Here is a 25,062-nt window from a genome sequence, read left to right on the forward strand (position 1 = left end):
TACCATCGAGAAAACCATGTAAATATAAATGGTTAGCATCGAATTTTTAGATAGGGAATCATCATGAGAGAACCAGGCCAGCCTTCGCTCGACCAGTTGCGCGTGTTCGTCGCCGTCATCGACGCGGGCGGTTTCGCCCACGCGGCGCGCCAGCTGCACCGCACGCAGTCGGTGATCAGCTACACCATCGCCAACCTGGAAGAACAACTGAATGTGGTGCTGCTCGACCGCGGCAAGCGCAAGCCCACGCTGACGGACGCGGGCAAGGCCCTGCTGGCCGACGCGCGCGCCGTGGCCCTGAAGGTCGACGGCATGCGCGCGCGCGCCAAGGCGCTGGCCGGCGGGCTGGAGGCGGAAGTGTCGGTGGTGGTCGACGTGATGTTCCCCACCTGCGTGCTGGTGCGCGTGCTCGAGGCGTTCCAGGCACAGTTCCCCACCGTCGCCCTGCGCCTGCGCATCGAAGCCATGGGCGCCGTGGCGCAGCTGGTGATGGATGGCAGCTGCCACATCGGCCTCGGCGGCTGGATGACGGCCACGGCCAGCGTCTTCGAGCGCCTGGCCGTCGGCCACGTGCGTCTGATTCCCGTGGCCGCGCCCAGCCACGCGCTGGCGCAGCTGGCCGGCCCGATTCCTTCCGGCGTGGCGCGCGAACACGTGCAGCTGGTGCTCAGCGACCGCAGCGTGCTGACGGAGGGCCAGGATTTCGGCGTGCTGGGATTGCGCAACTGGCGCCTGGGCGACCTGGGGTCAAAACACGCGCTGTTGCGCGCCGGCCTGGGCTGGGGCAACATGCCCGAAGCGATGGTGCGCGAGGATTTGACGGAAGGACGGCTGGTGCACCTGCCGCTGGCCGTCGACAACGGCGAGAATTACCCGATTTACCTGATCCAGCGCGCCGACACGCCGCCGGGCCAGGCGGGCAAGTGGCTGACGGAGCGGTTTGCGGAGCAGTTGCCGCTGCTGGTGCAGGGCTTCTAGAAGAGCGCGCGGACGGGTATCATGCGGGGGAAAGCCCTAAACAACTGCTGGGGTCAGACCCTCAACACCGCCAACGCAAAGCTCAGTGCCAACGTGTCCGGGGGTCTGACCCCGATTTCAGACACAACCTTGAAGAGATTCACATGGCCGGTATCGACGACTTCGTCAACAAGCAAAAACCAGGCGCGCGCTTCGTCATCACGGCGCAGATGCTGCGCATGACGCCGCAGCAGTTCGACTCGCTGGCCCAGGAGTGGATGGAAGACGGCGGCCCCGGCTTCGACGTGGCCGGCATCCCGCACCGGGTCGTCGTCGATGGGCAGTTTTATATCGGCAGGATCACCGTGCAGCGGCACGGCGAGCCTGAGTAAATAAAAGCTACTCGACGCCCAGCACGTGCAGGCGGCGGCGCAGGCGCGCCACTTCTTCCGATAGATCGACCACCAGCGCGGCCAGGTCCGCGTTCGCGTCGAACACGGATTCGATTTCGTGCAGGCGGCGCGCGCGCACCAGATCCAGGCTGGTGAAGCGCCAGGCCGTCAGCTGGCCAGCCGGCGGGCCGTCCTGCAGCAGCACGCCGGTCTGCACATGCTGCACCACCCAATCCGGTTCCACCGCGCAGGCGCGCGCCAGTTCTTCCAGGCTCAGGGCACGATCTTCGAGCAATTCGCCAATTACCTTGTTTGTCATGATTTATCCTCCCAGCTTCTGGCGCGGATTGAAAGCCATCTCGCGTGCCATGGTTGCATACAGTTCGCGCGCCTTGTCATCGTTCGCCGGCGGCAGCACCACTTCCAGCAGCAGATACAGGTCGCCCGGCTGGGCGGCGGGAATGCCGCGCCCCTTCAGACGCAGCTTGCGCCCCGTCTGCGAATTGGGCGGCACGGTGACGGTCACGGTGCCCGATGGCGTGGGCACGTCGATCTCGCCGCCCAGCGCCGCTTCCCACGGCGTAACGGGCACCGTCTCGAACACGTCGCGCCCTTCCACCTTGTAGCGCGCGTCGGGCCGGAAGCGGATTTCCAGGTACAAGTCGCCGGCGGGCGCGCCGCCGCTGCCGGGATTGCCCTGCCCCTTCATGCGCAGCTGCTGTCCTTCCGTGACGCCTTTCGGTATCGTCACTTCCAGGGTGCGCTCGCGCGTCACCACGTGGCCCTGCGCATCCGCTTCGGGCACGCGCATGACGATGTGGCGCTTGGCGCCCTGGTAGCTGTCCTGCAGGTCGATGGTGATGGCGGCGTGGCTGTCTTCGCCCTGCATCTGGAAACTGCCGCCGGCGCGGCGGCGCCCGCCCACGTGGGCGAACAGGTCGGCAAAGAAGTCGCTGTCGTCGGTGCCCGATGATTCGTAGCCCGAACCCCAGTCCGGCGGCGGCCGGAAGGGCTGGCCCTGCGCGCCCTGGTTACGGCCCAGTTCATCGTAGGCGGCGCGCTTTTCCGCGTCGCCCAGCACGCCGTAGGCCTCGTTGAGGGCCTTGGTGCGCTTGTCGGCGTCCGGTTCCTTGCTCACGTCGGGATGGTATTTGCGCACCAGCTTGCGGTACGCCTTCTTGATCTCGGCCTCGGACGCCGTCTTTTCGACGCCAAGCTCCTTGTAATAATCCTTGTATTCCACCGTGCCTGCTCCCCATGGTTGAACTGCCTATGGGAAGAGTACACGAATTGGGCGCTGGGCAGCGTGTGCACGATACAACGCCGCCCGGCAGCGGGATCAGCGCACGCGGCGCACCGAGGAAATGCGACGGTCGAGGCCACCGTGCAGGCGGCCATAGCTGCCTGGCCCCATCACCACGCAGCGGCCGCGGAAGTTGGCATCGACGCAGAATTCCCAGCGGCCGTAGTTGACGACGACCGATTCGGCGCGGTCATTGAAGCCATAGCGGCTCAAGTCGCGCACTTCGCGGTCCAGGCGTACGGGCCGGCCGCGCATGCCCGCGTCGGGGAACAGCAGCACGGCGCCATTCATGTCGGGACGGTGGCCGCCGCCGTGGCCGGGATAGCCGGGGTGAGGACGCTCGGGACGCGGCGGGTAAGGCCGGTGGTCGCCGCCGCCATGGCCAGGACGGCCCACTTCGCGCACGGAGGAAACGGCGTCGTTCATGCCCGGCATGCTGCCGTAGCGGCCAGGTCCGAAGGTACGGCAATTGCCACGGTAATTGGCGTCCTTGCACACTTCCCAGGTGCCCGAGCGCACGATGATGCTCGAGGTCTTGTCGTTAAAGCCCATGCGCGACAGGTCGCCCGTGTCGGAATGCAGGGTCACGGGGCGGCCGCGGAAACCGGCGTCTTCGAACAGGGTGATTTCGCCCGCAGATGCGGCAAGGGGGGCGAGGAAGGTGGCGGCGCACAACAGCGCGGGCCGGAAAGATCGAACCATGACAACTCCAATACTGATGACATTTTCGCCAGTGTAGACCAGGCGGCAGGCGGCGAGTGTAACAAAGGGCAAGCAAATGTCAGCGCACGGCAGCGAATGTAAAAACCGCCTGGCGGGATCAACCCGGCAGGCGGTCTGTCAGCACGACGTCAGGACGGGATCAGCGTACGCGGCGCAGCGAGGAAATCTGGTTTTCCATGCTGTTCAGGCGGCCATATTCGCCCGGCCCGATCACTTCGCAGCGGCCATGGAAGTTCGAATCGCTGCACACTTCCCACTGGCCCTCGTTGACGACGATGGACGAGGCGCGGTCGTTGAAGTTGTAGCGCACCAGATCTTCCGCATTGCGGTCCAGCGCCAGCGGTTCGCCGCGCATGCCCGCTTCGGGGAACAGCAGGACGGCGCCGCGCTGCTGGTATTGCGGCTGCTGGTATTGCGGATACTGGGGCTGGTCGTACTGCGGCCGCTGGTACTGATTATCGTACTGCTGCTGGCGGCGCGCCTCGCGCTCGTCGACCATGCGCGCCGACGAGACGCGCCCATCGAGGCCGCGTCCCAAGTCGTCGTGGCGGCCAGGGCCGAAGATGCGGCACACGCCGTTGTAGTTCGAATCGCTGCACAGCTGCCAGTAACCGTTATAGACGACGATGCTGGTGGTGCGGTCGTTGAAACCGATATTGACGAAATCGTCCGTGTCGCGGTTCAGGCGCGCCGAGCCGCCATTCTGGCCCGCGCCCGAATACACTTCCAGGGTGCCGCCACGGCCATAGCCGCCATGGCCCCGGTCGGGATCGCGTCCCGGGCGTCCCGGATTGTTGCCATCGCCGCGCCCCGACTCGCGCACCGAACTGATGGCGTCGTTCATGCCCGGCATCGAACGGTATTCGCCCGGTCCCAGGGTACGGCAATTGCCGCGAAAACCGGCATCGGTACACACATCCCACGTGCCCGAACGCACCAGGATGCTCGACACCTTGTCGTTGAACCCAAAGCGCGACAAATCGTCCGTCGTCTCGCGCAGGTTCACTGCGCGGCCACGCAGATCAACGTCTTCGAACAGGGTGATATCGCCTGCATGGGCGGCCGCATGAGCCCCCAGCGAGAGCAGCAAGGTCGCCGCGCATGCCAGCGTGTGTTTGAAAGGGCCCGTCATGATTAACTCCATTCTTCATTCTTTGGTGATGATTTGCCTGGCGGTTGCGCCAGGATGCTAGTGTAACAAATACAAGGCCATGCGGAAGGCCCGGTCATGCGTTCAGTACAGCCGGCGCAGCGAGGAAATACGCTTGTCGAGCGTCGTGTTCAGCACTTCATACTTGCCCGGCCCCATGCGCTCGCAGCTGCCGTTGAACTGCGAGTCCGTGCAGACTTCCCAAGTACCCTCGTTGATGGCGAGGGATGCGGCCTGGTCGTTGAAGTTCAGGCGCACCAGGTCGCTGACGTCGCGGTTCACCTGCAGCCCTGATCCCTTCAGGAAAGCGCGGCCATACAGCACCACCAGGCCCTCGTCATTTTGCGGACGATTCTCTTCGCGCGGATCGACCAGGCGCGCCGACGACACGCGTCCATTCAGGCTGCCCAGGTCATCGTGGCTGCCAGGCCCGAACACGCGGCAGCTGCCACGGTAGTTGGAATCGCTGCACAACTGCCAGTAGCCATATTCGACACGCGCGCTGCTGGCGCGGTCGTTGAAGCTGATGTCGACCAGGTCGTCGCGGTCCGAGTTCACGCCGGCCGACGCGCCGCGCTGGCCGCCGTCGGCGAACAACTCCAGCGCCGCGCGGCGTCCACCGCCGCTGCCGCTGCCGCTGCCCTGCCCGGCGCCGGTTTCCCGCACAGACGAGATTTTATCGTTCATGCCCGGCATCGAGCGGTAGTCGCCCCGTTCCAGCGTCTTGCAATCGCCCTTGAAATCGGCATGCGTGCACACTTCCCAGCTGCCCGAATCGACCTGGATGCTCGAGACGGTGTCATTGAAATTAACGCGCGACAAGTCGTCCGTCGTATCGCGCAAGACCACCACCCTGCCCTTGAAATTGTCATCGGTGTACAGGCGGATCTCGCCGGCCTGCGCCGCGAGGTGGACAAACAGCGAACTGGCACACAGCAGAGCAAAGGCGAACGGGCGATTCATGGGGCGGTCTCCGGTGGCGGCAAAAGTGTAAGTGATCGACATGACAACTGATGTCAGTGTAGCCATCCACAGAAAAAACGGTGTAACAAAGTATGCGAAAAGCACAATAAATTGTTACCAAAAGCAATAACAGGCCCCTGCGGGCCTGTTATTGCCACTTCGCGTACTTCCTGCCCCGCGTCAGCGCACTTCGCGCACCGACGAGATGCGGTTGCTCATGCGTTCAAGGCTCGCGTACTCGCCCGGCGCCAAGGTGCGGCAGCGGCCACGGAAGCCCACGTCTTCGCACACTTCCCAATAGCCGGATCGCACGCGCACGCTTTGCACCGTGTCATTGAAATCGCGCTCGCGCAAATCGGCCGAAGCGTTGCTCACGCTCAAGCTGCGGCCGGCGAAATCGTCGCGCGTATAAAAGGTCAGCTCGCCGCCCAGCGAGCGCCCGGGCAAATGGCCGCGCTCGCGGTCACGGCGGCCGTCCCAGTCGCGTCCCCGGTCGCGCTCACCGTCACGGTCGCGGCCCCGATGGCCGTCCCAGCCGCCGCGCACTTCGCGCAGCGACGTGATCTTGTTGGCCTGGCCGTCCAGCGACGGATACTCGCCCGCCTCGAGCAGGAAGCAGGCGCCGCGGAAATCGGCGTCCTCGCACGCTTCCCAGCGGCCCGAGCGCACGCGGATGCTTTGCGTCGTGTCGTTGAAACGCAGATCTTCCAGGTCGGCGACGGCGTCGCGCACGGTCTGCGAGCGGCCGTGATAATCGTCGCGCGAATACAGGGTCAGTTCGCCGGCGCCGGCCAGTTCGGCCGTCATGGCGGCGCCCAGCAACAGGGCGCAGTTCAGGGTATGTCTCAGCATGGTCTTGCTCCATAGTCAGGGTACTGCGGTTGACTATTTGGTCATTTTGCCAAATAGAGCGCGCAGTCTATCCGCGACTGGCCCACTTAGCTGTAACAAATGATTACCGTGCCGGTCCGGCCGCCGGGGCGCCCCGGCGGACAAGCAGGGCGAATGCCGGTAGAATCTTGTGTTTAGTCAAGCTTGCAGACCATGCCACACACTACCTCGTTCACCCTGCCCGCCATCCGCACTGAAGTCTCGTCGCTGTGGAAACTGGCCTGGCCCATCCTGATCGGCCAGCTGGCCACCGTCGGCATGGGCGCGGCCGACGTGGCGATGACGGGGCACACGAATCCCGAGGAACTGGCGGCCGTGTCGCTGGGCGCGGCCATCTGGTCCATCGTACTGGTGACGGTGAGCGGCATCATGATGGCGATCAATACCCTCGTGGCGCATGAAATCGGCGCCGCGCGCCACGACCGGGTGCCGCACATCGTGCGCCAGTCGCTGTGGAAGGCGCTGCTGGTCGGCCTGGTGGCCTGCCTGCTGACGAACATGGCGGCGCTGGTATTCGACCACCTGATGCTGGAGCCAAACGTGGCCGCCAAGGCCAAGTTGTTCGTGCACATCATCAGCTGCGCGCTGCCGCCGTTCGCCGCCTACCGCGCGCTGTACGGCTACAGCACCAGCATCAACCAGACCAAGCCCGTGATGGTCATCGCGCTGGCGGCGCTGGCGCTGAACATTCTCGTCAACTACCTGCTGATCTACGGCCACTGGGGCATGCCGAAGCTGGGCGGCGTGGGCTGCGCCGTGGCCACCACCTGCTGCGTGTGGATGATGCTGCTGGCCATGCTGGCGTGGATCCGGATCGCGCCCGCCTACCGCGCCACGTATCCATTCACGCACTGGGAATGGCCGCAGTTGTCGTCCATCGGCCCCATGCTGCGCCTGGGCCTGCCCATCGGCGTCACGTATTTTGCCGAAGTGAGCGCCTTTGGCGTCATCAGCCTGCTGGTGGCGCGCTTCGGCGTGATCCAGGTGTCGGCGCACCAGATCGCCCTCAATTTCTCGTCCGTCGTCTTCATGGTGCCGCTCACCTTCGGCATCGCGCTCGTCACGCGCGTGGGCCATGCCGTGGGCGAAGCCAATCTGCGCCGCGCGCGCTTCATTTCCTGGGTGGGCGTGGCCATGTCGCTGACGGCGGCCATCGTCTCGGCCACCGTCATCACCATCTTCCGCCACCAGATTGCGCAAGCCTACACATCCGACCCGCAGGTGCAGGAACTGTGCGCGCAACTGCTGCTGTTCGCCGCCCTGTTCCAGCTGTCCGACGCGACGCAGGTGGCCACTTCCTGCGCCATCCGCGGCTACAAGGTGACGCGCCAGCCGATGCTGATCCAGCTGCTGGCCTTCTGGGGCTTCTCGCTGCCGATCGGCTATGTGCTGGGCCTGGCGCCGCAAGGCTTCATCTGGTCGCCGGCCGAACCGATGGCCGCCGCCGGCTTCTGGATCGGCCTGGTCACGGGCCTGACGGTGGCCGCCGTGCTGCTGACCTGGTACTTGAACCGTTTGTCGCTGCAGCGCCTGCGCGCAGCCTGAGACAAGGAGCACCCCATGCCGCAACCACGCCCCTTCAAGCAAGTCGATGTCTTCAGCAGCGTGCCGTTCCTCGGCAATCCGCTGGCCGTGGTGCTCGACGCGAATGGCCTCGACGACGCGCAGATGCAGGCCATCGCGCGCTGGACGGGCCTGTCGGAAACCACCTTCGTGCTGGCGCCGCGCGACCCGGCGGCCGATTACCGCGTGCGGATTTTTTCCCCCGAGATGGAATTCCCGTTCGCCGGCCACCCGACCCTGGGCACGGCGCACGCCCTGCTTGATGCGGGCATGCGGCCCAAGGGCACGCGCATCGTGCAGGAATGCGGCGTCGGCCTGGTACAGATAGAACGGGGCGCCGGCGGCATGCTGGCGTTCAAGGCGCCGCCCTGCGCCACGCGCGCGCTCGCCCCGGCGCTGCTGCCGCTGCTGCAAACAGCGCTGGGCGGAGAACTGGCCGCGGGCGCCACCGTCGCCGACATGGGCATCCGCTGGCTGTGCGTGCCGCTGGCAAGCGCCGCCGCCTGCCTGGCCGTGCGCGCCGACATCGCCGCGCTGACGCCATTGCTGGCCACCGCCGGCGCCGACGGCCTGGCGCTGTACGGCCCGCACGCGGCGGACGGGCCGGCCGACTACGAAGTGCGCGCGCTGCTCAGCGAACACGGCGCGCTGGTGGAAGACCCCGTCACGGGCAGCGCCAACGCCTGTATCGCGCAGCTGCTGGCGGGCAGCGACTACACGGTCCGCCAGGGCACGTGTCTGCAGCGCGACGGCCGCGTGTCCATCAGTTTCCGCGCTGGTCACGCCTGGATAGGCGGCGCATGCCTGACGGTAATCGAAGGCACGATATTGGCCTGAACGGGGCAAAGCGCCATGGAATGGGCGGCTGCTGGACATTTTTGACGAAGTAAATACGGCCATGAACGGTTTATTCCGTGGCTGGCGCTATCGCATAAACAGGCACGCTCTGGTATCGTCTTACGCTTAGGCAACGCTCAAGCTCGCCTGTACATGCAGTGCCCTTCTTCTTCCAACTACCGAGACATCCATGCGTTTTATTCTTTGTTTTCTGGCCGCGATGGCCAGCGTTCCCGCATCGGCTGAAAAGCTGACCCTGGAACGCATCCACGCCGATCCGGCGCTGGCCGGCCCCGGCGTGCGCAACCTGAAGGTCTCGCCCGACGGCGAGCGCGTCACGTTCCTGCGCGGCCGCGCCGACAACCAGTTCCAGCTCGACCTGTGGGAATTCAAGCTCAAGGACAAGAGCACGCACCGCCTGGTCGACTCGAAGGCACTGGTGCCGAATGAAACGATTTCGCCCGAAGAGCAGGCGCGCCGCGAACGCGAGCGCACGGCCAGCCTGAACGGTATTCTCAGCTACAGCTGGTCGCCGGACGGCAAGCAGCTGCTGGTGCCGCTGGGCGGCAATCTCTACCTGGTCGACGCGGCCCACCCGGACAAGGCACGCCTGGTCGCCAAGGGCAATGTGCTCGATCCGAAAATCTCGCCGAAAGGCCGCTACGTGTCGTTTGTGCGCGATCAAAACATCCATGTGATCGACCTCAAGACGGACAAGGAACGCCAGCTGACGACCGACGGCAAGGGCACGATCCGCAACGGCGAAGCCGAATTCGTGGCGCAGGAAGAAATGGGCCAGCGCACCGGCTACTACTGGGCGCCGGACGATTCCGCCATCGCCTACAAACGCTATGACGAAGCGCCCGTGCCCGTCGTGCGCCGCTTTGAAATCTTCGCCGACCGCACCGATGTCGTGGAACAGCGCTACCCGGCCGCGGGCGACCCGAACGTGCTGGTGCAGCTGCTGATCGTCTCGCCGGAAACGGGCGTGCAGCGCCAGGTGGACCTGGGCACGAACCCGGACATCTACCTGGTGCGCGCCGACTGGAGCGCGGACAGCAAGTCGCTCGTCTACCAGCGCCAGTCGCGCGACCAGAAGACCCTGGACCTGGTCGCCGTCGACGCGGCGACCCTGGCGCAGCGCACCCTGCTGACGGAAACGTCGGCAACCTGGGTCAGCATCCATGACGACCTGCGCTTCCTGTCGAACGGCACCTTCCTGTGGTCGTCCGAGCGCACGGGCCGCAACCATCTGTACCTGTACGACATGAGCGGCAAGCTGCTGCACCCCGTCACGTCCGGCGAGTGGGGCATCGACAGCGTGCTGGCCGTGAACCAGAAGACGGGTAAAGTGTTCGTGTCGTCGAACCGCGACGCCGTCATCGACAAGCAGACCTACGCCCTGGCCCTCGACGGCAGCACGGCCGACAAGCCGCAGCGCGTGACGAAAGCGGACGGCTGGCACGACACGACGTTCTCGCGCAATGGCGAAGTCTTCGTCGACACGTATTCCGACCCGGCCACGCCGCCGCAGGTCAGCATCCGCCGCCCGGACGGCGCCATGGTGGGCTGGCTGGAAGAAAACGCGCTCAACGCCAGCCACCCGTACTTCAAGTACAAGGCCGACCACCTGCCGACGGAGTACGGCACCCTGAAGGCCAACGATGGCCAGACCCTGCACTATTCGATCGTCAAGCCATCGAACTTCGATGCGGGCAAGCGCTATCCCGTCTACCTGTCGACGTACGGCGGCCCGCACTCGCAGCACGTGGCGCGCCGCTGGGGCAACAACTTCGACCAGTACATGGCGCAGCAGGGCTTTGTCGTCTTCCGCCTCGATAACCGGGGCTCGTCGCGCCGCGAGCGCGCATTCACGGACGCCATCTATCACAAGCTGGGCGCGGCCGAAGTGGCGGACCAGCTGGTCGGCATCGACTGGCTGGGCAAGCAAAGCTTCGTCGATCCTAAACGCATCGGCGTGTTCGGCTGGAGCTACGGCGGCTTCATGACCCTGCGTTTGCTGTCGGCCGCGTCCGACAAGATCGCCATGGGCGTGTCGGTGGCGCCCGTGACCGACTGGTCGCTGTACGACACCCACTACACGGAACAATTCCTCGGCATGCCGAAGGAAAACGTGGACGGCTACAAGGCCAGCACCGTGTTCGCCCACCTCGACGGCCTGAAGTCGCCGCTGCTGCTGGTGCACGGCATGGCCGACGACAACGTCTTGTTCAGCAACAGCACGCGACTGATCGACGCGCTGGTCAACCGCGGCGTGCAATTCGACCTGATGACGTATCCAGGTGCCAAGCACGGCATCTCGTCGCGCGCGGGCCAGCGCCACGTGTACAAGAAAATCGAGCTGTTCTTCAAGCAGAACCTGATGCAGCCAGCACAGTAAGCTTGCGCTGCATCAAATAAAAAACCGCCGCCTGTCTTGCGACAGGCGGCGGTTTTTTATGCTGGAGCAGAAATTATGGCTTGCGGGTCACAGTTTCGACTGCATCCTTGACGTCGCCAACTTTCTTCTGCACTTTGCCTTCCACCTGGTTTGCCAGGCCCTTGGCTTGCTGTTCTTCGCTGCCGACGACTTTGCCAGCGGCTTCCTGGATTTTACCGCCGACTTCCTTCAGTTTACCTTCGACTTGATCTTTGTTCATGATAAATCCTCACTGTAGTTGGTACATCTGTTGTCCAGCCCAAAGGGCCGGTACTGCGGCTCACACGCCGTTGCAAACTGCTTGCTGCGTGTCGATGTATCCATAGTACGCCCGAGGCCGCAAAAACTATGTACGGTTCCTAACACATGCCCAAATTCATACAAAATGCGTCCATCAGGCTGGCTTGCGCCAGACGGTGGCCAGCCACGGCTGCTGCTCGCGTGGCAAGCCGGGCGGACGGTAGTATTGCTCGACCAGGGTAAAACCGGCCGCCTGCACGTAGGCGGCCCACGTCGCTTCGTCGTGGTAACTGCCGTAGCGCGCGCCATTCCAGCCTTCCTCGTTCTGCCCGCGCGGGTTCGAGCTGAACAGCACGCCGCCCGGTTTCAGGCACGCGTACAAAGCGCGCAGCACGCCGGGCAAGGCGGCGCTGGGCACGTGGAACAGTACGGCATTGGCGAACACGCCGTCGAAGTGTGCGGCGGGCAGGTCGAGGTCGACGAAATCCTGCTGCCACACGGTACAGCCGCTGTAGGCGCGCGCCATCCCGACGAAACGGGGGCAGCCGTCGACGCCCGTCGCGTGGTGCCCCAGGGCCGTGAACGCCTTCAGGTCGCGGCCGGGGCCGCAACCGAGGTCGAGGATGGCCAGCGGCGCGGGCTTGCCGATGGCGTTCAGCAGCGCGGCGATGTTCTGGCTGACGTCGTGATCGCGCGTGCCTTCGAAAAACTGCTCGGCGCTGGCGTCGTAGTGGGCCAGGGTGCGGCCCGTGATGGCGTGGATGGGATCTTGCGGTGGGGTCGGCTTCATGGCGCTCCAATCAGTAATCACGCCATTTTACGGTGCCGGCGCATTGCGCGTCCGGCACCGTCCACATTGTCTACCAGACGCGCACGCGCTGTTCCGGTGCCAGGTACAGCTGCTGCCCCGGCTTGACGTCGAAGGCCGGATACCAGGCGTCGAGGTTGCGCACGGTGGCGGCGCGGTATTGCGCCGGCGCATGGCCATCCGTGAGGATTTGCTGGCGCGCCGCCGCTTCGCGCGCCTTGCTGCGCCAGCTGACGCCGTAGCCGATGAAGAATTCGCGGTCCGCCCCCGCCTGCGCCGGCTTGCCCTGCTGCGACAGGGTGAACGCGTCATAGGCCGCTGCCACGCCGGCCAGGTCGGCCAGGTTTTCGCTCAGGGTCAGCTGGCCATTCACGGCCAGGTCGGGGAACGGTTTGTAGGCCGCGAACTGTTCCACCAATTGCTTGGATGCCGCCTGGAAATGCGCCAGGTCCGCTGGCGTCCACCAGTCGCGCAACTTGCCCTGGGCGTCGAACTGCGCGCCCTGATCGTCGAAGCTGTGGCTGATTTCGTGGCCGATGGTGGCGCCGATGCCGCCATAGTTGGCCGCATCGGATGCTTGCGGGTCGAAGAATGGCGGCTGGAGGATGGCGGCGGGGAAATTGAGCGCATTTTGCAGCGGCAAGTTGACGGCATTGACCAGCTGCGCCGGCATGGCCCAGGCCTTGCGGTCGGGCGACTGGCCCAGCTTGGCCAGTTCCTGCCGGTAATGGAACTGCTCCGCCCGCTGCACATTGCCCAGCGCATCGCCGCGCACCACGCGCAAGCCCGCATAGCTTTCCCACTGTTCGGGGTAGCCCACGCCCACGTACAGGGTCTTGAGTTTTTCCTGCGCCTGCGCCTTGGTGGCCGGCGCCATCCAGTCCAGCTTGTCGATGCGGCGCGAGAAGGCGGCGACGATATTCGTCACCATGTCTTGCACGCGGGCTTTCGATTCAGGTGGGAAATAGCGTTCCACGTACAGCTTGCCGACGGCGTCGCTCAGGGCCGCATTCGTCGCGGCCAGCGCCCGCTTGCTGCGCAGCGACTGCTGCGGCGTGCCGCTCAGGGCGCTGCCATAGAAGGCGAAGCGCTGTTCGGCCGCCGCCTTCGGCAAGACCGTGCTGAAGTGATTGATCGCGTGGAAGGCGAGGAAATCCTTCCACGTGGCCAGCGGCACGCTCGCCGCCAGCGCGGCGCTGCCCGTCATGGCCGTCGGATGCCAGACAATGAAATCGTTCTGCCGGCCCAGCCCTGCCGCCTGGAAAAAGGCTTTCCAGTCCAGGCCAGGCGCCTTGCTGGCGAAGTCGGCGGCGCGCCACGCATTGTTGCCCTTGGCGACATCGGCCGAATCCTCGCGGCTGGCGTGACTTGCGGCAATTTGCTGTTCCAGCGCAAACACGCGCGCGGCGCGGGCCGGCGCATCGCGGTAGCCGGCCTGCTTGAGCATGGCGGCGATATGCGCCTGGTAGCCCGCGCGCAAGCCCTGCATGCGCGCGCTGTCGCTTTGGTAGAACGCGCGGTCGGGCAAGCCCAGCCCGCCCTGCAGCAGATAGGCCACATTGCGCGTGGTGTCGTTCAAGTCTTGCGCGACCCACAGGCCGAACAGGTTTTCCGTATAAAAATTGGTGGCGTTGAGCGGGTCGACGTCGGCGCGCAGGCTCTCGCCCAGCGCGCGGGCCAGCCCTGCCTGGTCGCGTATGCCGTCGATCTTCTTGAGCAGCGGCTTGATCGGCGCCCAGCCTTTCGCTTCGATAGCCGCTTCATCCATCCAGGAACGGTAAAAATCGCTGACCTGGCGCGCCGATGCATCCGCCTGCGGCGCCGCCGCCAGACCTTCGACGAGGCCGATGATGCGCTCGTTGGTGGCGTTGGCGAGGATGGCGAACGAGCCCCAGCTGCTGCGGTCGGCGGGAATTTCCGTGCTGCGCAGCCAGTCGCCATTCACGTAATCGTAGAAATCGTCGCCGGGCAAGGCCTTCGCGGCAGCGGGGGTGGCGGCGCTGGCGGCCCCTTGCTGGCCATGCGCCCGGGCAGGCAAGCTGGTCAGCGAAACGCCGGCCAGGGCGAGGATGATGGCGGCCTGGACTGGCGTCCGGGACCAGGAAAAACGCAAACCGTGCATGGCGATCCTTTCGATGTAATAGCCAAAATCATAACCTGAAAATCCTGCCTTTTTGGGGCGAAAAAGCGTCCCCTAACTTTTTTGCATGCGGACAAAAAATCGGCATATAGTGGCACGACCGCATCCCGTACCGCACGAACGCCAAGGAGATTGCCATGCAACTGGAAGCGCTGTTCCAGCATCCCCACGCCCTGCCTGCCGCCCCGAAAATCGTCGATGAACTGGTGCGCAGTTTCGACAACCCCGCCATCGCCACCGAAGACATCGCGCGCAAGCTGGGAGCGGACCCGGCCTTGAGCGCCAAGCTGCTGCGGCTGGCCAACTCGGCCTATTACCATGTGTCGCGCAGCATCGGCACGGTGGAAGATGCCGTGCTGATGCTCGGTTTTGTGACCGTGCGCACCCTCGTCATCAGCTCGGGCCTCGTCAGCGGTTTCAAAGCCGTGCCGGGCCTGAATTTGCCGCAGTTCTGGCGCTACAGCCTGCACAGCGCCGTATCTGCCCGCTGGATCGCGAAGCAGACGGGCGACAACCAGGATCTGGCTTTCACCATCGGCATGATGCATGCGATCGGACAACTGGTGATCCATGCCGCCATGCCCGAGCAAGCCATGCAGCTCGACAAGATCGCCCCGCCGCTCGACGCGCGCCGGCTCGACGCGGAGCGGGTGTCGCTGGGCTACGATTATGCGCAGGTGGGCGCCGAACTGGCGCGCCGCTGGAAGTTTCCGCCCGCCTTTGCCGAGGCCATCGCCGCCTTCCCCGCTCCGCTGGCCAAGGCGCCGTTGAACCGCCTGGCCGCCATCATCCACCTGGCCGCCTGGCGCGCGCGCATCGATGAAAACCAGCTGAGCAATGAAGAAATCATCGCCTGCTATCCCAACGCGGTGGCCGAAGCGCTCGGTTTGCCGCCCTCCGTGCTGGTCGACAGGATGCCGCCGCTTGCCGAACTGAGCGCGGGCCTGGAAGAACTCGTCAAGTAAGCTGGCCGTTGCCCGCATCGCCAACCGAGCAGGCATGCGGGTTTGCGGGCATGCCGGCTGCCCGCAAAAAACATCCAAATTATTTTCACTTTTTTTTCAAAAACACCCTCAAGTTCCCGTTGGACCCGCCGTTAATCTAGACAAGCGGTAATCCATTCACTAGTTACGGGTGTGCTCATGACCTCCAACGACGTTCTCTCGATGTATGAAAATATTGCAGGAATGACCAATCAAATGGTCGTGGCCGCACGTTCGAGCGACTGGGATGGCTTGGATACCCTGGAAAACCAGTGCGCCAGCGCCGCCAGCGCGACCATGACGGGCAAGGCGCCTGCCCTGGCCGGCGCCTCGCGTCTGCGCAAGATCGACTTGCTCAAGCAAATCCTGGCCAATGACCGCGAAATCCGCGCCATCACGGAACCGTGGATGACCCAGCTGTCGAACGCCATGCCAGGTTCGCGCGCCCGCATGTAAGAAGCTTGCCGCGCCAGAAACGACAAAAGCACCCGCGGGTGCTTTTTTTACGTCTGCCGCCATGCGAGAGAGCGCCATCTGCGGCGCTCAAAAAGGCAAGGCGGGGGAATTTGGAAGGCGAGCCCCAGGTATCTCCTGGCGTCGCCTCGCTGCCGGTTGCATCCGGCGTTCGCGAGCACATCGTCGGCATCGCGAACCGCTTCCAGACCCAGGCGTTTATGCAACGCTACACCTGGTTTGCCGCGCCACACTATCGTTGGTGACTGCGCCAGGCTGGGGCTGTTTTGTCGTAGAGCAAGTCCACTGAATTCATCATAGCACCATCTTTAAGAAACAGGCAACGTGCTTGGCAAGCGTTTCCATGTATTTTTTCAATATCTTTTTTTATATCAAATTGTGAGCGGCCTGCGGTAGCGCCTTGCGGCAGCATTAACGCGAGAACGGCTCCGGTTCCGCTTCCGGTTCGGCCGCCGCCCCTTCTTCCACCGCCTCCGTCAAGACGGGCACATCCTTCTTCCTGCGGCCAAACGGCTTGCGCAGCAAGACCCAGTATTTCGACGATGCGCCCGGCCCTGCCACTTGCCTGCGCTTGCGCACGATGTACACGATGAGCGCCGTCAGCAGCAGGAAGACCAGGGTGCCGATACCGAGCCACAGCATGCCGCCCGATTTCTTTTCCTTGTCGGCAGCCGGCGCCGCGTGCAGGGGTTTCGGTTTCGCATGGGGCGCTTCCGCCACGGCTGGCGCGGCGGCGGGCGGCACGGCGGCTGCAGGCAGGGCCAGCGCCTTTTGCAAGACGCCGATCTTGCCTTCCAGTTCGCCCAGCTTTTCAGTCAGGGCCGTATTTTTCTCGTCCAGCCCCACGCACGCTGCTGCCTGCCCCGTCTCCGCCTGCGGCGCGCAGGCGGCCACGGGCGCCGTGGCACGGCGCGGCAGCGCGGGGGCGGCCAGTTTGGGTGCGGCGGGCGGCGGCACGAACACGCGCGCCGGACGCACGAGGCCATCGGCCCGCGCGCGGGCCGCCAGCGCGGCGGCGTCGGGCGACGGCGCGACGGGTACGGCGCGTGGCAACGGCACAGGCGTGGAGACCTGCGCGGGCAACGGAATAGCTGGCCGGACTGGCGCACTGGCGGGTACGGCGGCGGGCGGCGCCGGCGTCAGCCACAAGGTGCCCAGGCGCACGACGGCGCCACTGCCATTGCCCAGCAATAAATACAGGTGCACATGCCCCGCCTGGATCGCTTGCCGCGTGGCCACGCGCACATAATGGCGTCCACCGCGCTCAAACGGACTGATCGTCAAGGTTTGCAGGGCAGGATCCATGCCGATGCCGCCACCGCGGTACACATCGGGCGAAGCCATGCGCACGGTCACGCCATTGGCCTCCTCGGGCGCCAGGGCCGTCAGTTCGAGCTCGGCCAGCAAAGGCTGGCCCACGTGCGACAGGACGGCCATGTCGCCCAGTTCGGCCGCCATGACGGGCGGCAAGGCCAGGCTGGCGGCGGCGCACGCGATCAAAGACCAACGGGGAAGGATGCTGCTCTGCATGGACTGATCGCTTTGATAACAGGATAAATAATGGGGGCTCGCCTGTCTTTAACGGCAGGAAATCGCAAAAATATAGATGGGCCAGGGCAAAAATGATGCAATACAGCATCATCCTGTGCCTTTTTGACGTCTGGAGTACACTCGATCCACCTCCATCGATGAAAGGGATGCCATGAGTAGCAGAATCGAACGCGACAGTTTCGGCCCGATCGACGTACCCGCCGACCGGCTGTGGGGAGCGCAAACGCAGCGCTCGCTCGAGCATTTCCATATCTCCACAGAGAAGATGCCGCCCGAACTGATCGCCGCCCTGGCCACCGTCAAGCGCGCGGCCGCCCACGTCAACCTGGACCTGGGATTACTGGATGGCAAGAAAGCCATCGCCATCACGCAGGCGGCCGACGAAGTGCTGGCCGGCAAGCATGACGCAGAATTCCCGCTGGCCGTCTGGCAAACAGGGTCCGGCACGCAAAGCAATATGAACATGAACGAGGTGCTGGCCAACCGCGGCTCCGAGCTGATCGGCGGCTTGCGGGGCGCCGAGCGCCTGCTGCACCCGAACGACGACGTCAACCTGGGCCAGTCCTCGAACGACATTTTCCCCACCGCCATCCACGTGGCCGCCGCGCTGGCCGTCGCCAACACGGTCTTGCCGCCGCTGCGCCAGCTGCGCGCCACCCTGGACGCGAAAGCCACGGAGTTTGCCGACATCGTCAAGATCGGCCGCACGCATTTGCAGGACGCGACGCCGCTGACCCTGGGCCAGGAATTTTCCGGCTACGTGGCGCAGCTGGACTTTGCCGAGCACATCATCACGGCAGCGTTGCCGCCGCTGCTGCAGCTGGCCGCCGGCGGCACGGCCGTGGGCACGGGATTGAATGCCCATGTGGAATTTGCCGGCCGCATCGCCGCCGAACTGGCACGCCTGACGGGCCAGCCGTTCGAAACGGCCAGCAACAAGTTTGCCGCCCTGGCCGCCCACGATGCCTTGGTCGCCGCCCATGGCGCTTTCAAAACCCTGGCCACGGCCTTGATGAAAATCGCCAACGACGTGCGCTGGATGGCGTCCGGCCCCCGCTCCGGCCTCGGCGAAATCACGATCCCCGAAAACGAGCCGGGCAGCTCCATCATGCCGGGCAAGGTCAATCCCACCCAGTGCGAAGCGCTGACCATGCTGTGCTGCCAGGTCTTCGGCAACGATGTGGCCATCACGGTGGGCGGCGCCTCGGGCAATTTCGAGTTGAACGTCTTCAAGCCCTTGATTGCACACAACTTCCTGCAAAGCGCGCGCCTGCTCGGCGACGGCATGCGCAGCTTCGACGAGCATTGCGCCCACGGCATCGCGCCGAACCGCGCACGCATCGCCGAACTGATGGAACGCTCCTTGATGCTGGTCACGGCGCTGGCGCCGCACATCGGCTATGACAAGGCGGCGCAAATCGCCAAGCAGGCCCAGCACGAAGGCACGACCTTGAAGGAAGCGGCGCTGGCCCTGGGCTTTGTGACGGAAGAGCAATTCGGCGCATGGATCGTGCCGCTGGAGATGACGCGGCCCAACAAAAGCTGACTTACACCCTGCATTGCTGGCGGCTTCAGGTAAACTATGGATTAGTTGAGGTCGTCATCAAGTGTTGAAAACACATCATTGCAATAAGGGATACAATGCAAAAAGTAAGCTTTGATTTAACATCCGAGTTCGTCGAGCTGAACCAGCTGCTCAAGCTGGTCGGCTTGTGCGACAGCGGTGGCGCAGGCAAGGTCATGGTCGATAGCGGCGTGGTAAAGGTCGATGGCAAGAAGGAATTGCGCAAGACCGCCAAGATCCGCGCCGGCCAGGTCGTCAGCGTGGGCGATATCCGTATCACGGTCGTCGCTCCTGTCTGACCCCGGCATGGGGCGCGAAAGCGGCCCCATGCGTACAGCCAGCACTCCTGCCAGCCCGGCTGCCCAAGTCAAGCTGCGACACGTCGTTATTGTCAGATAAATATCGATTGCAGAAGGGAAGCGCCATGGACCATCCCGAACAAGGTACGCGCAGCCAGGAACGCCTGATCGGCGACTTGCGCCAGGTAATAGAAAACGCGGAAGAACTACTGCGTAACACAGACAAATACACCAGCAGCCTGTACCAGAGCGCGCGCGCCAGGCTGCAACTGGCCCTCGTCGCGGCCACGGCCGAACTGGCCCGCTTTGAAGAAGAGCAAGTCACGCGCATGATGGATGCCACCCTGGCCGCGAATGCCCTGTACCGCGATCAGACGGGCGAAGCGCGCCTGCTGCGCGCCTTCGAATAAACCGTCACGCTGCCAGGACCGCATGCGCCAGCCACTGGCGCAGGTGCGCGGTCAGGTCGAAGGCCGGGTCCAGCTCGAACGCCGCATCGAGCGCGGCGCCGAACGTTTGCCCCTGCTGCAAGGCTTGCAAGGCGGCATGCGCAGCCGCATCGAGCACCAGCACCTGCACCTTCCAGCGCGGCCGGCAGACCAGCGCCCAGCTCGCCACCTGCAGATCTTGCGGAAACATCCCCGAACCGTCCTCCTCCTGATGCGCCTGCCACAAGGCCGCCACCTGCCAGTCGGACGCGAGCAAGGTGCAAGCGGGATGCAAGGTAAAACGCCGCGCTTCCAGCTGATCGGGATGCAGGGCAGCCAGCGACTCGGGCGCCAGCGCTTGCGCATCGGCCGCGTAATGGGCCAGGTGCAAGGCCCATTCCAGGCGCGCCATGTCCGGCAGGTAGGGCAATGCGGCCACAGGCGGGAAAGCCGTCAGAAAATCGGCGAAACGGGCGCCAAACTGGTTCAAATCTGCGCTATCGGATGGCATCTGCCGGCCATACGCGCGCGCCAGGCCGCCAAAGAAATCCTCGCCCACCAGCGCCAGCACGACGGGATAGGCGTGGCCCAGGGTACGGCGCCAGGTGGCGCTCAAGTTGCCGCGGTACAGCGCGAAACGCTGCGGTACCGCCTCGCCTGCGAACGATGGCAATGTTGCCCCGGTATCGAGCAAGGCTATGGCAAATGCCTGCTGGCCAGCGGCCAGCGCGTCAAGCGACGCGGGTAGCGGCGGGGACGGCGGCGACGCTGCCTGCCATGATGGCGTTTGCGGCGCATGGCGCGCCAGCATGGCTTGCGCCTTGTCCGCTTCGCCCAGCAGGATATCGAGCGGCGGCAAATCCGTGTCCCATTCGACCAGGGTGGGAATGGCGCCAAAGCGCTGCAAGGCGGCCGCATATAACGCCCAGACGGGATCGGCCACGGTGGCGCCATGGTGGTCGATCAAGGCGTGCGGCGTCAGCAGATGGCCGCCCAGGTGCAGTTCCCCCACGCTTCCCGGCGCGATGGACTGCATGGCCGCCAAGGCATCTTCGCCGTGATTGCACTGGTTCACATACAGATTATTGATATCGAGCAGCAGCCCGCAACCGCTGCGGCGCGCCAGTTCCGCCAGGAATTGCGCCTCGCTCATGGCATCGTCGGCAAAACGCAGGCAAGTGGAGACATTCTCCAGCAAGATCGGCCTTTTCAGCACATCCTGCACCCTCCCCACTCTTGCGCACAGTAAATCGAGGGCGGCGCCATTCAAGGCCAGCGGCAACAGATCGTTGAGTTGCTGCTGCACCACGGCGCCCCAGCTCAGGTGTTCCGACACGAGGGCTGGCTCGATACGCTCGACCACGCTGCGCACGCGCTGCAAATGGGTCTCGGAAAAGCCCTGCGCGGATCCCAGGCCGAGGCCCACCCCATGCAGGCTGATGGGGTAATCCTGACGCAGAGTCTGCAGCACATGGTTATCCCAGCCCGACGGCTGCAGATAATTTTCAGTGTGCACTTCCAGCCAGCCGACCTTGGGCCGGCGCGCCAGAAAGTCGTGGTAGTGCGCGGCGCGCAGGCCGACGCCGGCAAGCGCCTGGATGGGCGGCGGCATGGGCAGGCGGCGGACGTTTACGGCTGCGTGGCCGGTTTTGCCGCCTTGCCGGCCTTGATGGGCTTGACGGAACCGCCCGCCTGTTCGCACGTCCCCTTGGCAACATACGCCCATTCCGTGGGCAAGTTGTCCGCCTCCGCCTGGCCCGCGCAGGAATGCGCACCGTCGGACGAAGCGCAATCGTTCTGCCCCGCCTTGGCCACGCCATAGCATTTTTCCTTGTCGCCTGGGGCGGGGCCATCGTGGGCGGCCGCGTTGACGGAAGTACCGGCACAGAGGCCCGCGAGGGCGGCGGCGATGAGAGCTTGACGTTTGTTCATGGGGATTCCTCTTGCATGGGTCAAAGTAAAGTGGGAACGCCCCGGGCTGCACGATGGACAACGCGAGGTGATGGACGTCATTCTACTGAATCGGCCGGGTCATGGCGAACGGAGACGGGAGGAAGGCGAAAAGGATGGCGAAACGACAGACAAAAACGCCCACGCGCCACCGTCGATGACGGTGGTGTGGGCGTATCTATGGCGAGCGCCGGACTGGCGCCGCGGGACCGCGCTCAGGCTGTCGTGTTGATGCGGTTACCGAGATGAGCCGGCAGACTTGGCGCCGATTGTACCGGCGGCAACGCTGCCAGCAAGGCGGTGGCGGTCGAGCTTTGGATATCCTGGGCTTTTTTCAGGACAGTCAAGCCAACGGCTTGCCGCGTGCCTGTCTCCGCCATCGTGGTTGACAGTTGAGCAATGCTTCCGACGTCCATACGTTTCTCCAATGAGGTTCTACTCTTGTTAACGGATGCCGCCGGCAAACCTTTAGCTTATTTTTCCAGCCTGTGCAGCAACCAGGCCAGCACGTGCTCGCGGGCATTCAAGTCCAGCCATTGCACGCCCTCGCGCAAGTCGGCCGGCGCCGGACTGTCGGAGGCGACGGCGATCACATGCGGGTCATGCGGATACAGGGGCGCCTGCCCTACTTCCGGACGGAACACTTCCAGCTTGGGAATGGGGTCCGTCTTGAAACCCTCGACCAGGGTCAGGTCTGCCGGCCCCATGCGGGCCAATTGCTGCGCCAGGCTCGGCTCGGGAGCCCCGCGCAGCTCATGCACGATGGCAAAACGATACGGCGACGCCACCAGCACCTCCGCCGCCCCCGCCATGCGCAGGCGGGCGCTGTCTTTTTGCGGCGGTTCCAGCGCCAGGTCATGGTGGCTGTGCTTGACCAGGTTGACGCGCAAGCCGCGCGCCGCCAGTTCCTTCACCACAAATTCCAGCAGGGTCGTCTTGCCGCTGCCGGAACGGCCGATCACACCGAGTACCGGGTGTGGGGGCATCGCATCGTGCATGGTCACTCCTTGATTGAGAAGGAATGATTATACGCAGCCCCACGGGCGCGACCGCCGACGCAGACCCGGCGCATCGTCCAGCTCTTCATCCAAGTCACGCGACTCCAGGTTTTTCGCCATTTCCGGCGGCAAGAGGCGCCGGCTTGCCGCCCTGCCGACGGCGCCGGCCCGACGACTTCGGCGCTGCCGCGCCCGCCGTTTTACCCGCAGCTTTGCCCGCTGGTTTGCCCGCTGTTTTGCCCGCTGCTTTGCCATTTAGCGCATGTGCATTCCTGGCCGTGCGCGCCAATTGCCGGTGGGCGGCGATCGCGCCCGCCTCGGCATCGGACTGGAAGGGGACGGCGGCAGCGGAGGCCAGCTCGCCATCAGACTGGCAAGCGGGCGGCGGCGGGGCGAAATCCTGCGCCCGCACATCGGCCTCCCAGGCGGCGCGCTGCGCCACGACAGCGGCGGGCACGGCGGGCGCCACGCGGCCTTGCGCCAGGGTCAGCACGGCACCCAGGCCGCTGGCGGCCGCCACGCGCGCGCCCATCTGGGGCAAGCTGCCATCGGCGGCGCGGCAAAAACGCTGCAGGATGGTTTTGATGATCGACGTGTGATCGTATACCTCGTGGCTGACGCTGCCCGGCGCGATCAGCGGCGACACCAGCAGCATGGGCACGCGTACGCCGTACTGACGAAACGCAGGGTCGTCGTCGACGGCGGGGCCAGGCGGCACATGGTCGAAAAAGCCGCCGTGCTCGTCATAACTGAGGATCAGCAAGGTGCGCGCCCAGGCGGGGCCGCGCGACAGGGCCTGGTAGACCTGCGCCACCAGCGCCTGGCCGGCGCGGATGTCGGCCGGCGGGTGGTCGTCGTTTTCAAAGAAATGCGGATCGATCCAGCTGACCGAGGGCAAGGCGCCCGCCAGCGCATCGCCGATGAAGCCATAGCGGCGCGCGCTCGATCCGAACGGTTCGTACAGCTCGGACGAACGGTAATGGTCGTCCGTCAGCGCCAGGCTCCAGGGCTTCCAGGCGGAATAAAATTTCCAGCTGACCTGGGCGCGGTCGAGGTGGCGCACGAAGGATTTGTTCGTGTACAGGGGCACGCGCTTGCTGTCGCGGCTGCCGGCCGCCTTGCCGCTGACCGCATACAGGCGGTTGGGCCAGGTGGCGCCAGGAACGGAGCTGTAGCAGCGGTCGCAGACGCAGAACTGCTGTGCCAGGAAATCGTACATGGGCAGGTCGGCCCCATTGTAATAGCCCATTACCAGGTCGATGTCGGGGTCGCCCGGATGCGTTTGCGCATAGTCGTCGACAAAGCCGCCATTATTGTTTTGCAATTGCTGCGCCACCGACGTGCCCGTATGCGACGGGTCTTGCTGCGGGCCAAAGGCCGTGCGCCGCAAATGGTGCACGGGATAGCTGACGCCCGCATGCACGTTGGCATGGCTGGCCTGCAAGCCATCGATATCGGCGCGCCCGCCTTCGAGGCTCAGGTAGCCAAGCATGTGATCAAAGGAACGGTTTTCCATCATCAGCACGACGATATGATCGATGCGCGCCAGGTTACCCAGGCCATGCGCATCAAAAGCACCCTCACCAGCTGCGGCAGCAATCATCGGAACTCCCCGGCCGCGCACACGGTCGCAGCGACCCTGGTTCGACCAGGCCAGGCCAGTATGGTTCAGCTATGGGGGCCCGGCCTTGATGCACAACAACTCAATACGGCACGCGGTAGCGGTAACCCTTGAAACTGAAGATGGCCGCTTTCGGCTGCAATTTTTCCAGTACCAGGCCGGGCGCCAGTTCCTCGCCTTCGTGGCGCAGGACCTTGTCGATCAGCAACAGGCGGTCCGCCGGATTCTTCGAATAGATATAGCCGCCGATGGCGACCGGGGGGATTTGCCGCTGTATCGGCTCGGGCAGGTCGCGCATGCCGGGCACGGCATCTTCGGCTGCCGGCGGCGGCACGGACGGAGCCGGAGCCGGGACGACGGGAAGCGCCTGGCCTGGCGTTTCCTGCTTCGGTTCCGCCACAGGCCTGGCATGGTGCACAGGCGCGGCCGTGGCCGCTGGCGGCACGGGCGTGACTTGCGTGACGGGGGCCGGCGCGGATACAGGTACAGGGACAGGGACAGGGACTGCCGGCGGGACGATTGCCGGCAGCGGCGCGGGCACAGCCTGGGCCAGCACCGCAGGAGCGGCCGCAGGTGCAGCCGTGCCTGCCTGCCAGGGCTGCCAGAACAGCAGGGCGGCGGCCACGGCCACCGTCACGCCGCCCAGCGCCAGCCAGACGGGCGCGCGCCGCCCAGCGCCGGACGCGGCCGCATCGTGCAGCTGCACTTGCGGTGCGTGGATCGAGGGCAACTCGCCCAGTTGGCGCTCGGCCTGCGATTTTTTCAGTGCTTCAAGTATGTAGGACAT

General features: G+C 64.9%; 26 protein-coding genes. 10 read left to right on the forward strand and 16 right to left on the reverse strand.

What is annotated here, in order from left to right:
• Positions 1-63: 63 nt before the first annotated feature.
• Both OX462_RS21820 and OX462_RS21825 read left to right on the forward strand, forming a co-directional pair.
• Entirely contained in the window at positions 64-978 is a 915-nt protein-coding gene (locus OX462_RS21820) for a LysR family transcriptional regulator (protein WP_121668670.1), read from the forward strand.
• A gap of 143 nt (positions 979-1,121) precedes the next feature.
• On the forward strand, positions 1,122-1,349 hold the full coding sequence (locus OX462_RS21825) for a hypothetical protein (protein WP_070221813.1): 228 nt from the start codon (positions 1,122-1,124) through the stop codon (positions 1,347-1,349).
• Between the two features lie 7 nt (positions 1,350-1,356).
• On the opposite strand, the gene OX462_RS21830 is transcribed toward OX462_RS21825, so the two are convergent.
• The 6 genes from OX462_RS21830 to OX462_RS21855 form a co-directional block, all read right to left on the reverse strand.
• Positions 1,357-1,668 (reverse strand): chaperone modulator CbpM, encoded by a 312-nt coding sequence (locus OX462_RS21830; RefSeq protein ID WP_070292118.1) that lies wholly within the window; start codon positions 1,666-1,668, stop codon positions 1,357-1,359.
• Positions 1,669-1,671: 3 nt separating this feature from the next.
• Positions 1,672-2,592 (reverse strand): DnaJ C-terminal domain-containing protein, encoded by a 921-nt coding sequence (locus tag OX462_RS21835; RefSeq protein WP_070292121.1) that lies wholly within the window; start codon positions 2,590-2,592, stop codon positions 1,672-1,674.
• A gap of 96 nt (positions 2,593-2,688) precedes the next feature.
• Positions 2,689-3,354, reverse strand: a complete 666-nt coding sequence (locus OX462_RS21840; RefSeq protein ID WP_409027033.1) for a beta/gamma crystallin-related protein — start codon at positions 3,352-3,354, stop codon at positions 2,689-2,691.
• A 160-nt stretch (positions 3,355-3,514) separates the two neighbouring features.
• Positions 3,515-4,507 (reverse strand): beta/gamma crystallin family protein, encoded by a 993-nt coding sequence (locus OX462_RS21845; RefSeq protein WP_070221817.1) that lies wholly within the window; start codon positions 4,505-4,507, stop codon positions 3,515-3,517.
• Between the two features lie 102 nt (positions 4,508-4,609).
• Positions 4,610-5,488 (reverse strand): beta/gamma crystallin family protein, encoded by an 879-nt coding sequence (locus OX462_RS21850; protein WP_409027034.1) that lies wholly within the window; start codon positions 5,486-5,488, stop codon positions 4,610-4,612.
• Positions 5,489-5,668: 180 nt separating this feature from the next.
• Complete coding sequence (locus tag OX462_RS21855) at positions 5,669-6,340, reverse strand: beta/gamma-crystallin (protein ID WP_083287163.1); 672 nt, start codon at positions 6,338-6,340, stop codon at positions 5,669-5,671.
• A gap of 192 nt (positions 6,341-6,532) precedes the next feature.
• Between OX462_RS21855 and OX462_RS21860 the strand changes: the two genes are divergently transcribed.
• The 3 genes from OX462_RS21860 (at position 6,533) to OX462_RS21870 (ending at position 11,180) form a co-directional block, all read left to right on the forward strand.
• Positions 6,533-7,924 carry an MATE family efflux transporter gene (locus tag OX462_RS21860; protein ID WP_409027035.1) on the forward strand — a complete coding sequence of 464 codons (1,392 nt, stop codon included), beginning with the start codon at positions 6,533-6,535 and terminating at the stop codon, positions 7,922-7,924.
• 15 nt (positions 7,925-7,939) lie between these two features.
• Positions 7,940-8,779 (forward strand): PhzF family protein, encoded by an 840-nt coding sequence (locus tag OX462_RS21865; RefSeq protein ID WP_409027036.1) that lies wholly within the window; start codon positions 7,940-7,942, stop codon positions 8,777-8,779.
• Between the two features lie 190 nt (positions 8,780-8,969).
• Positions 8,970-11,180 (forward strand): S9 family peptidase, encoded by a 2,211-nt coding sequence (locus OX462_RS21870; RefSeq protein ID WP_409027037.1) that lies wholly within the window; start codon positions 8,970-8,972, stop codon positions 11,178-11,180.
• 73 nt (positions 11,181-11,253) lie between these two features.
• Here the strand turns inward: OX462_RS21870 and OX462_RS21875 are convergent, their stop codons facing one another.
• The 3 genes from OX462_RS21875 to OX462_RS21885 form a co-directional block, all read right to left on the reverse strand.
• Positions 11,254-11,439: a CsbD family protein gene (locus OX462_RS21875; RefSeq protein ID WP_034759763.1), complete on the reverse strand. Its 186-nt coding sequence runs from the start codon at positions 11,437-11,439 to the stop codon at positions 11,254-11,256.
• A 174-nt stretch (positions 11,440-11,613) separates the two neighbouring features.
• Complete coding sequence (locus tag OX462_RS21880) at positions 11,614-12,249, reverse strand: class I SAM-dependent methyltransferase (protein WP_070313705.1); 636 nt, start codon at positions 12,247-12,249, stop codon at positions 11,614-11,616.
• Between the two features lie 70 nt (positions 12,250-12,319).
• Positions 12,320-14,389, reverse strand: a complete 2,070-nt coding sequence (locus tag OX462_RS21885; protein ID WP_409027038.1) for a M13 family metallopeptidase — start codon at positions 14,387-14,389, stop codon at positions 12,320-12,322.
• Between the two features lie 155 nt (positions 14,390-14,544).
• On the opposite strand from OX462_RS21885, the gene OX462_RS21890 reads away from it, so the two are divergent.
• Both OX462_RS21890 and OX462_RS21895 read left to right on the forward strand, forming a co-directional pair.
• A complete protein-coding gene (locus OX462_RS21890; protein WP_070292133.1) occupies positions 14,545-15,372 on the forward strand; it encodes an HDOD domain-containing protein in 828 nt (275 codons plus the stop codon).
• A gap of 177 nt (positions 15,373-15,549) precedes the next feature.
• Positions 15,550-15,846, forward strand: a complete 297-nt coding sequence (locus OX462_RS21895; RefSeq protein ID WP_070221823.1) for a flagellar protein FliT — start codon at positions 15,550-15,552, stop codon at positions 15,844-15,846.
• A 429-nt stretch (positions 15,847-16,275) separates the two neighbouring features.
• Here OX462_RS21895 and OX462_RS21900 read toward each other — a convergent pair whose 3' ends face one another.
• Positions 16,276-17,394: a type IV pilus assembly protein FimV gene (locus tag OX462_RS21900; RefSeq protein WP_409027039.1), complete on the reverse strand. Its 1,119-nt coding sequence runs from the start codon at positions 17,392-17,394 to the stop codon at positions 16,276-16,278.
• Positions 17,395-17,566: 172 nt separating this feature from the next.
• Here OX462_RS21900 and fumC point away from each other — a divergent pair, with 172 nt between their 5' ends.
• The 3 genes from fumC (at position 17,567) to OX462_RS21915 (ending at position 19,688) form a co-directional block, all read left to right on the forward strand.
• Positions 17,567-18,961, forward strand: coding sequence for a class II fumarate hydratase (gene fumC / locus OX462_RS21905; RefSeq protein ID WP_070221825.1), 1,395 nt, complete (start codon positions 17,567-17,569; stop codon positions 18,959-18,961).
• 95 nt (positions 18,962-19,056) lie between these two features.
• Positions 19,057-19,278: an RNA-binding S4 domain-containing protein gene (locus OX462_RS21910; RefSeq protein ID WP_035825476.1), complete on the forward strand. Its 222-nt coding sequence runs from the start codon at positions 19,057-19,059 to the stop codon at positions 19,276-19,278.
• A gap of 125 nt (positions 19,279-19,403) precedes the next feature.
• Positions 19,404-19,688 (forward strand): hypothetical protein, encoded by a 285-nt coding sequence (locus tag OX462_RS21915; protein ID WP_070221826.1) that lies wholly within the window; start codon positions 19,404-19,406, stop codon positions 19,686-19,688.
• A 4-nt stretch (positions 19,689-19,692) separates the two neighbouring features.
• Here the strand turns inward: OX462_RS21915 and OX462_RS21920 are convergent, their stop codons facing one another.
• The 6 genes from OX462_RS21920 to OX462_RS21945 form a co-directional block, all read right to left on the reverse strand.
• The gene (locus OX462_RS21920; RefSeq protein WP_409027040.1) at positions 19,693-21,318 is read right to left on the reverse strand and encodes an MNIO family bufferin maturase; all 1,626 of its coding nucleotides are present in this window, start codon (positions 21,316-21,318) and stop codon (positions 19,693-19,695) included.
• 17 nt (positions 21,319-21,335) lie between these two features.
• The gene (locus tag OX462_RS21925; RefSeq protein WP_070313700.1) at positions 21,336-21,638 is read right to left on the reverse strand and encodes a BufA1 family periplasmic bufferin-type metallophore; all 303 of its coding nucleotides are present in this window, start codon (positions 21,636-21,638) and stop codon (positions 21,336-21,338) included.
• A 233-nt stretch (positions 21,639-21,871) separates the two neighbouring features.
• The gene (locus OX462_RS21930; protein ID WP_034781856.1) at positions 21,872-22,072 is read right to left on the reverse strand and encodes a YjfB family protein; all 201 of its coding nucleotides are present in this window, start codon (positions 22,070-22,072) and stop codon (positions 21,872-21,874) included.
• A gap of 57 nt (positions 22,073-22,129) precedes the next feature.
• Complete coding sequence (mobB, locus tag OX462_RS21935) at positions 22,130-22,654, reverse strand: molybdopterin-guanine dinucleotide biosynthesis protein B (RefSeq protein WP_070292141.1); 525 nt, start codon at positions 22,652-22,654, stop codon at positions 22,130-22,132.
• Between the two features lie 94 nt (positions 22,655-22,748).
• Complete coding sequence (locus OX462_RS21940) at positions 22,749-24,257, reverse strand: alkaline phosphatase family protein (protein ID WP_409027041.1); 1,509 nt, start codon at positions 24,255-24,257, stop codon at positions 22,749-22,751.
• A gap of 100 nt (positions 24,258-24,357) precedes the next feature.
• Entirely contained in the window at positions 24,358-25,062 is a 705-nt protein-coding gene (locus tag OX462_RS21945) for a general secretion pathway protein GspB (protein WP_409027042.1), read from the reverse strand.

Origin of the sequence: Janthinobacterium aestuarii (assembly GCF_046113285.1) — a bacterium.
Classification (GTDB): Bacteria; Pseudomonadota; Gammaproteobacteria; order Burkholderiales; family Burkholderiaceae_D; genus Janthinobacterium.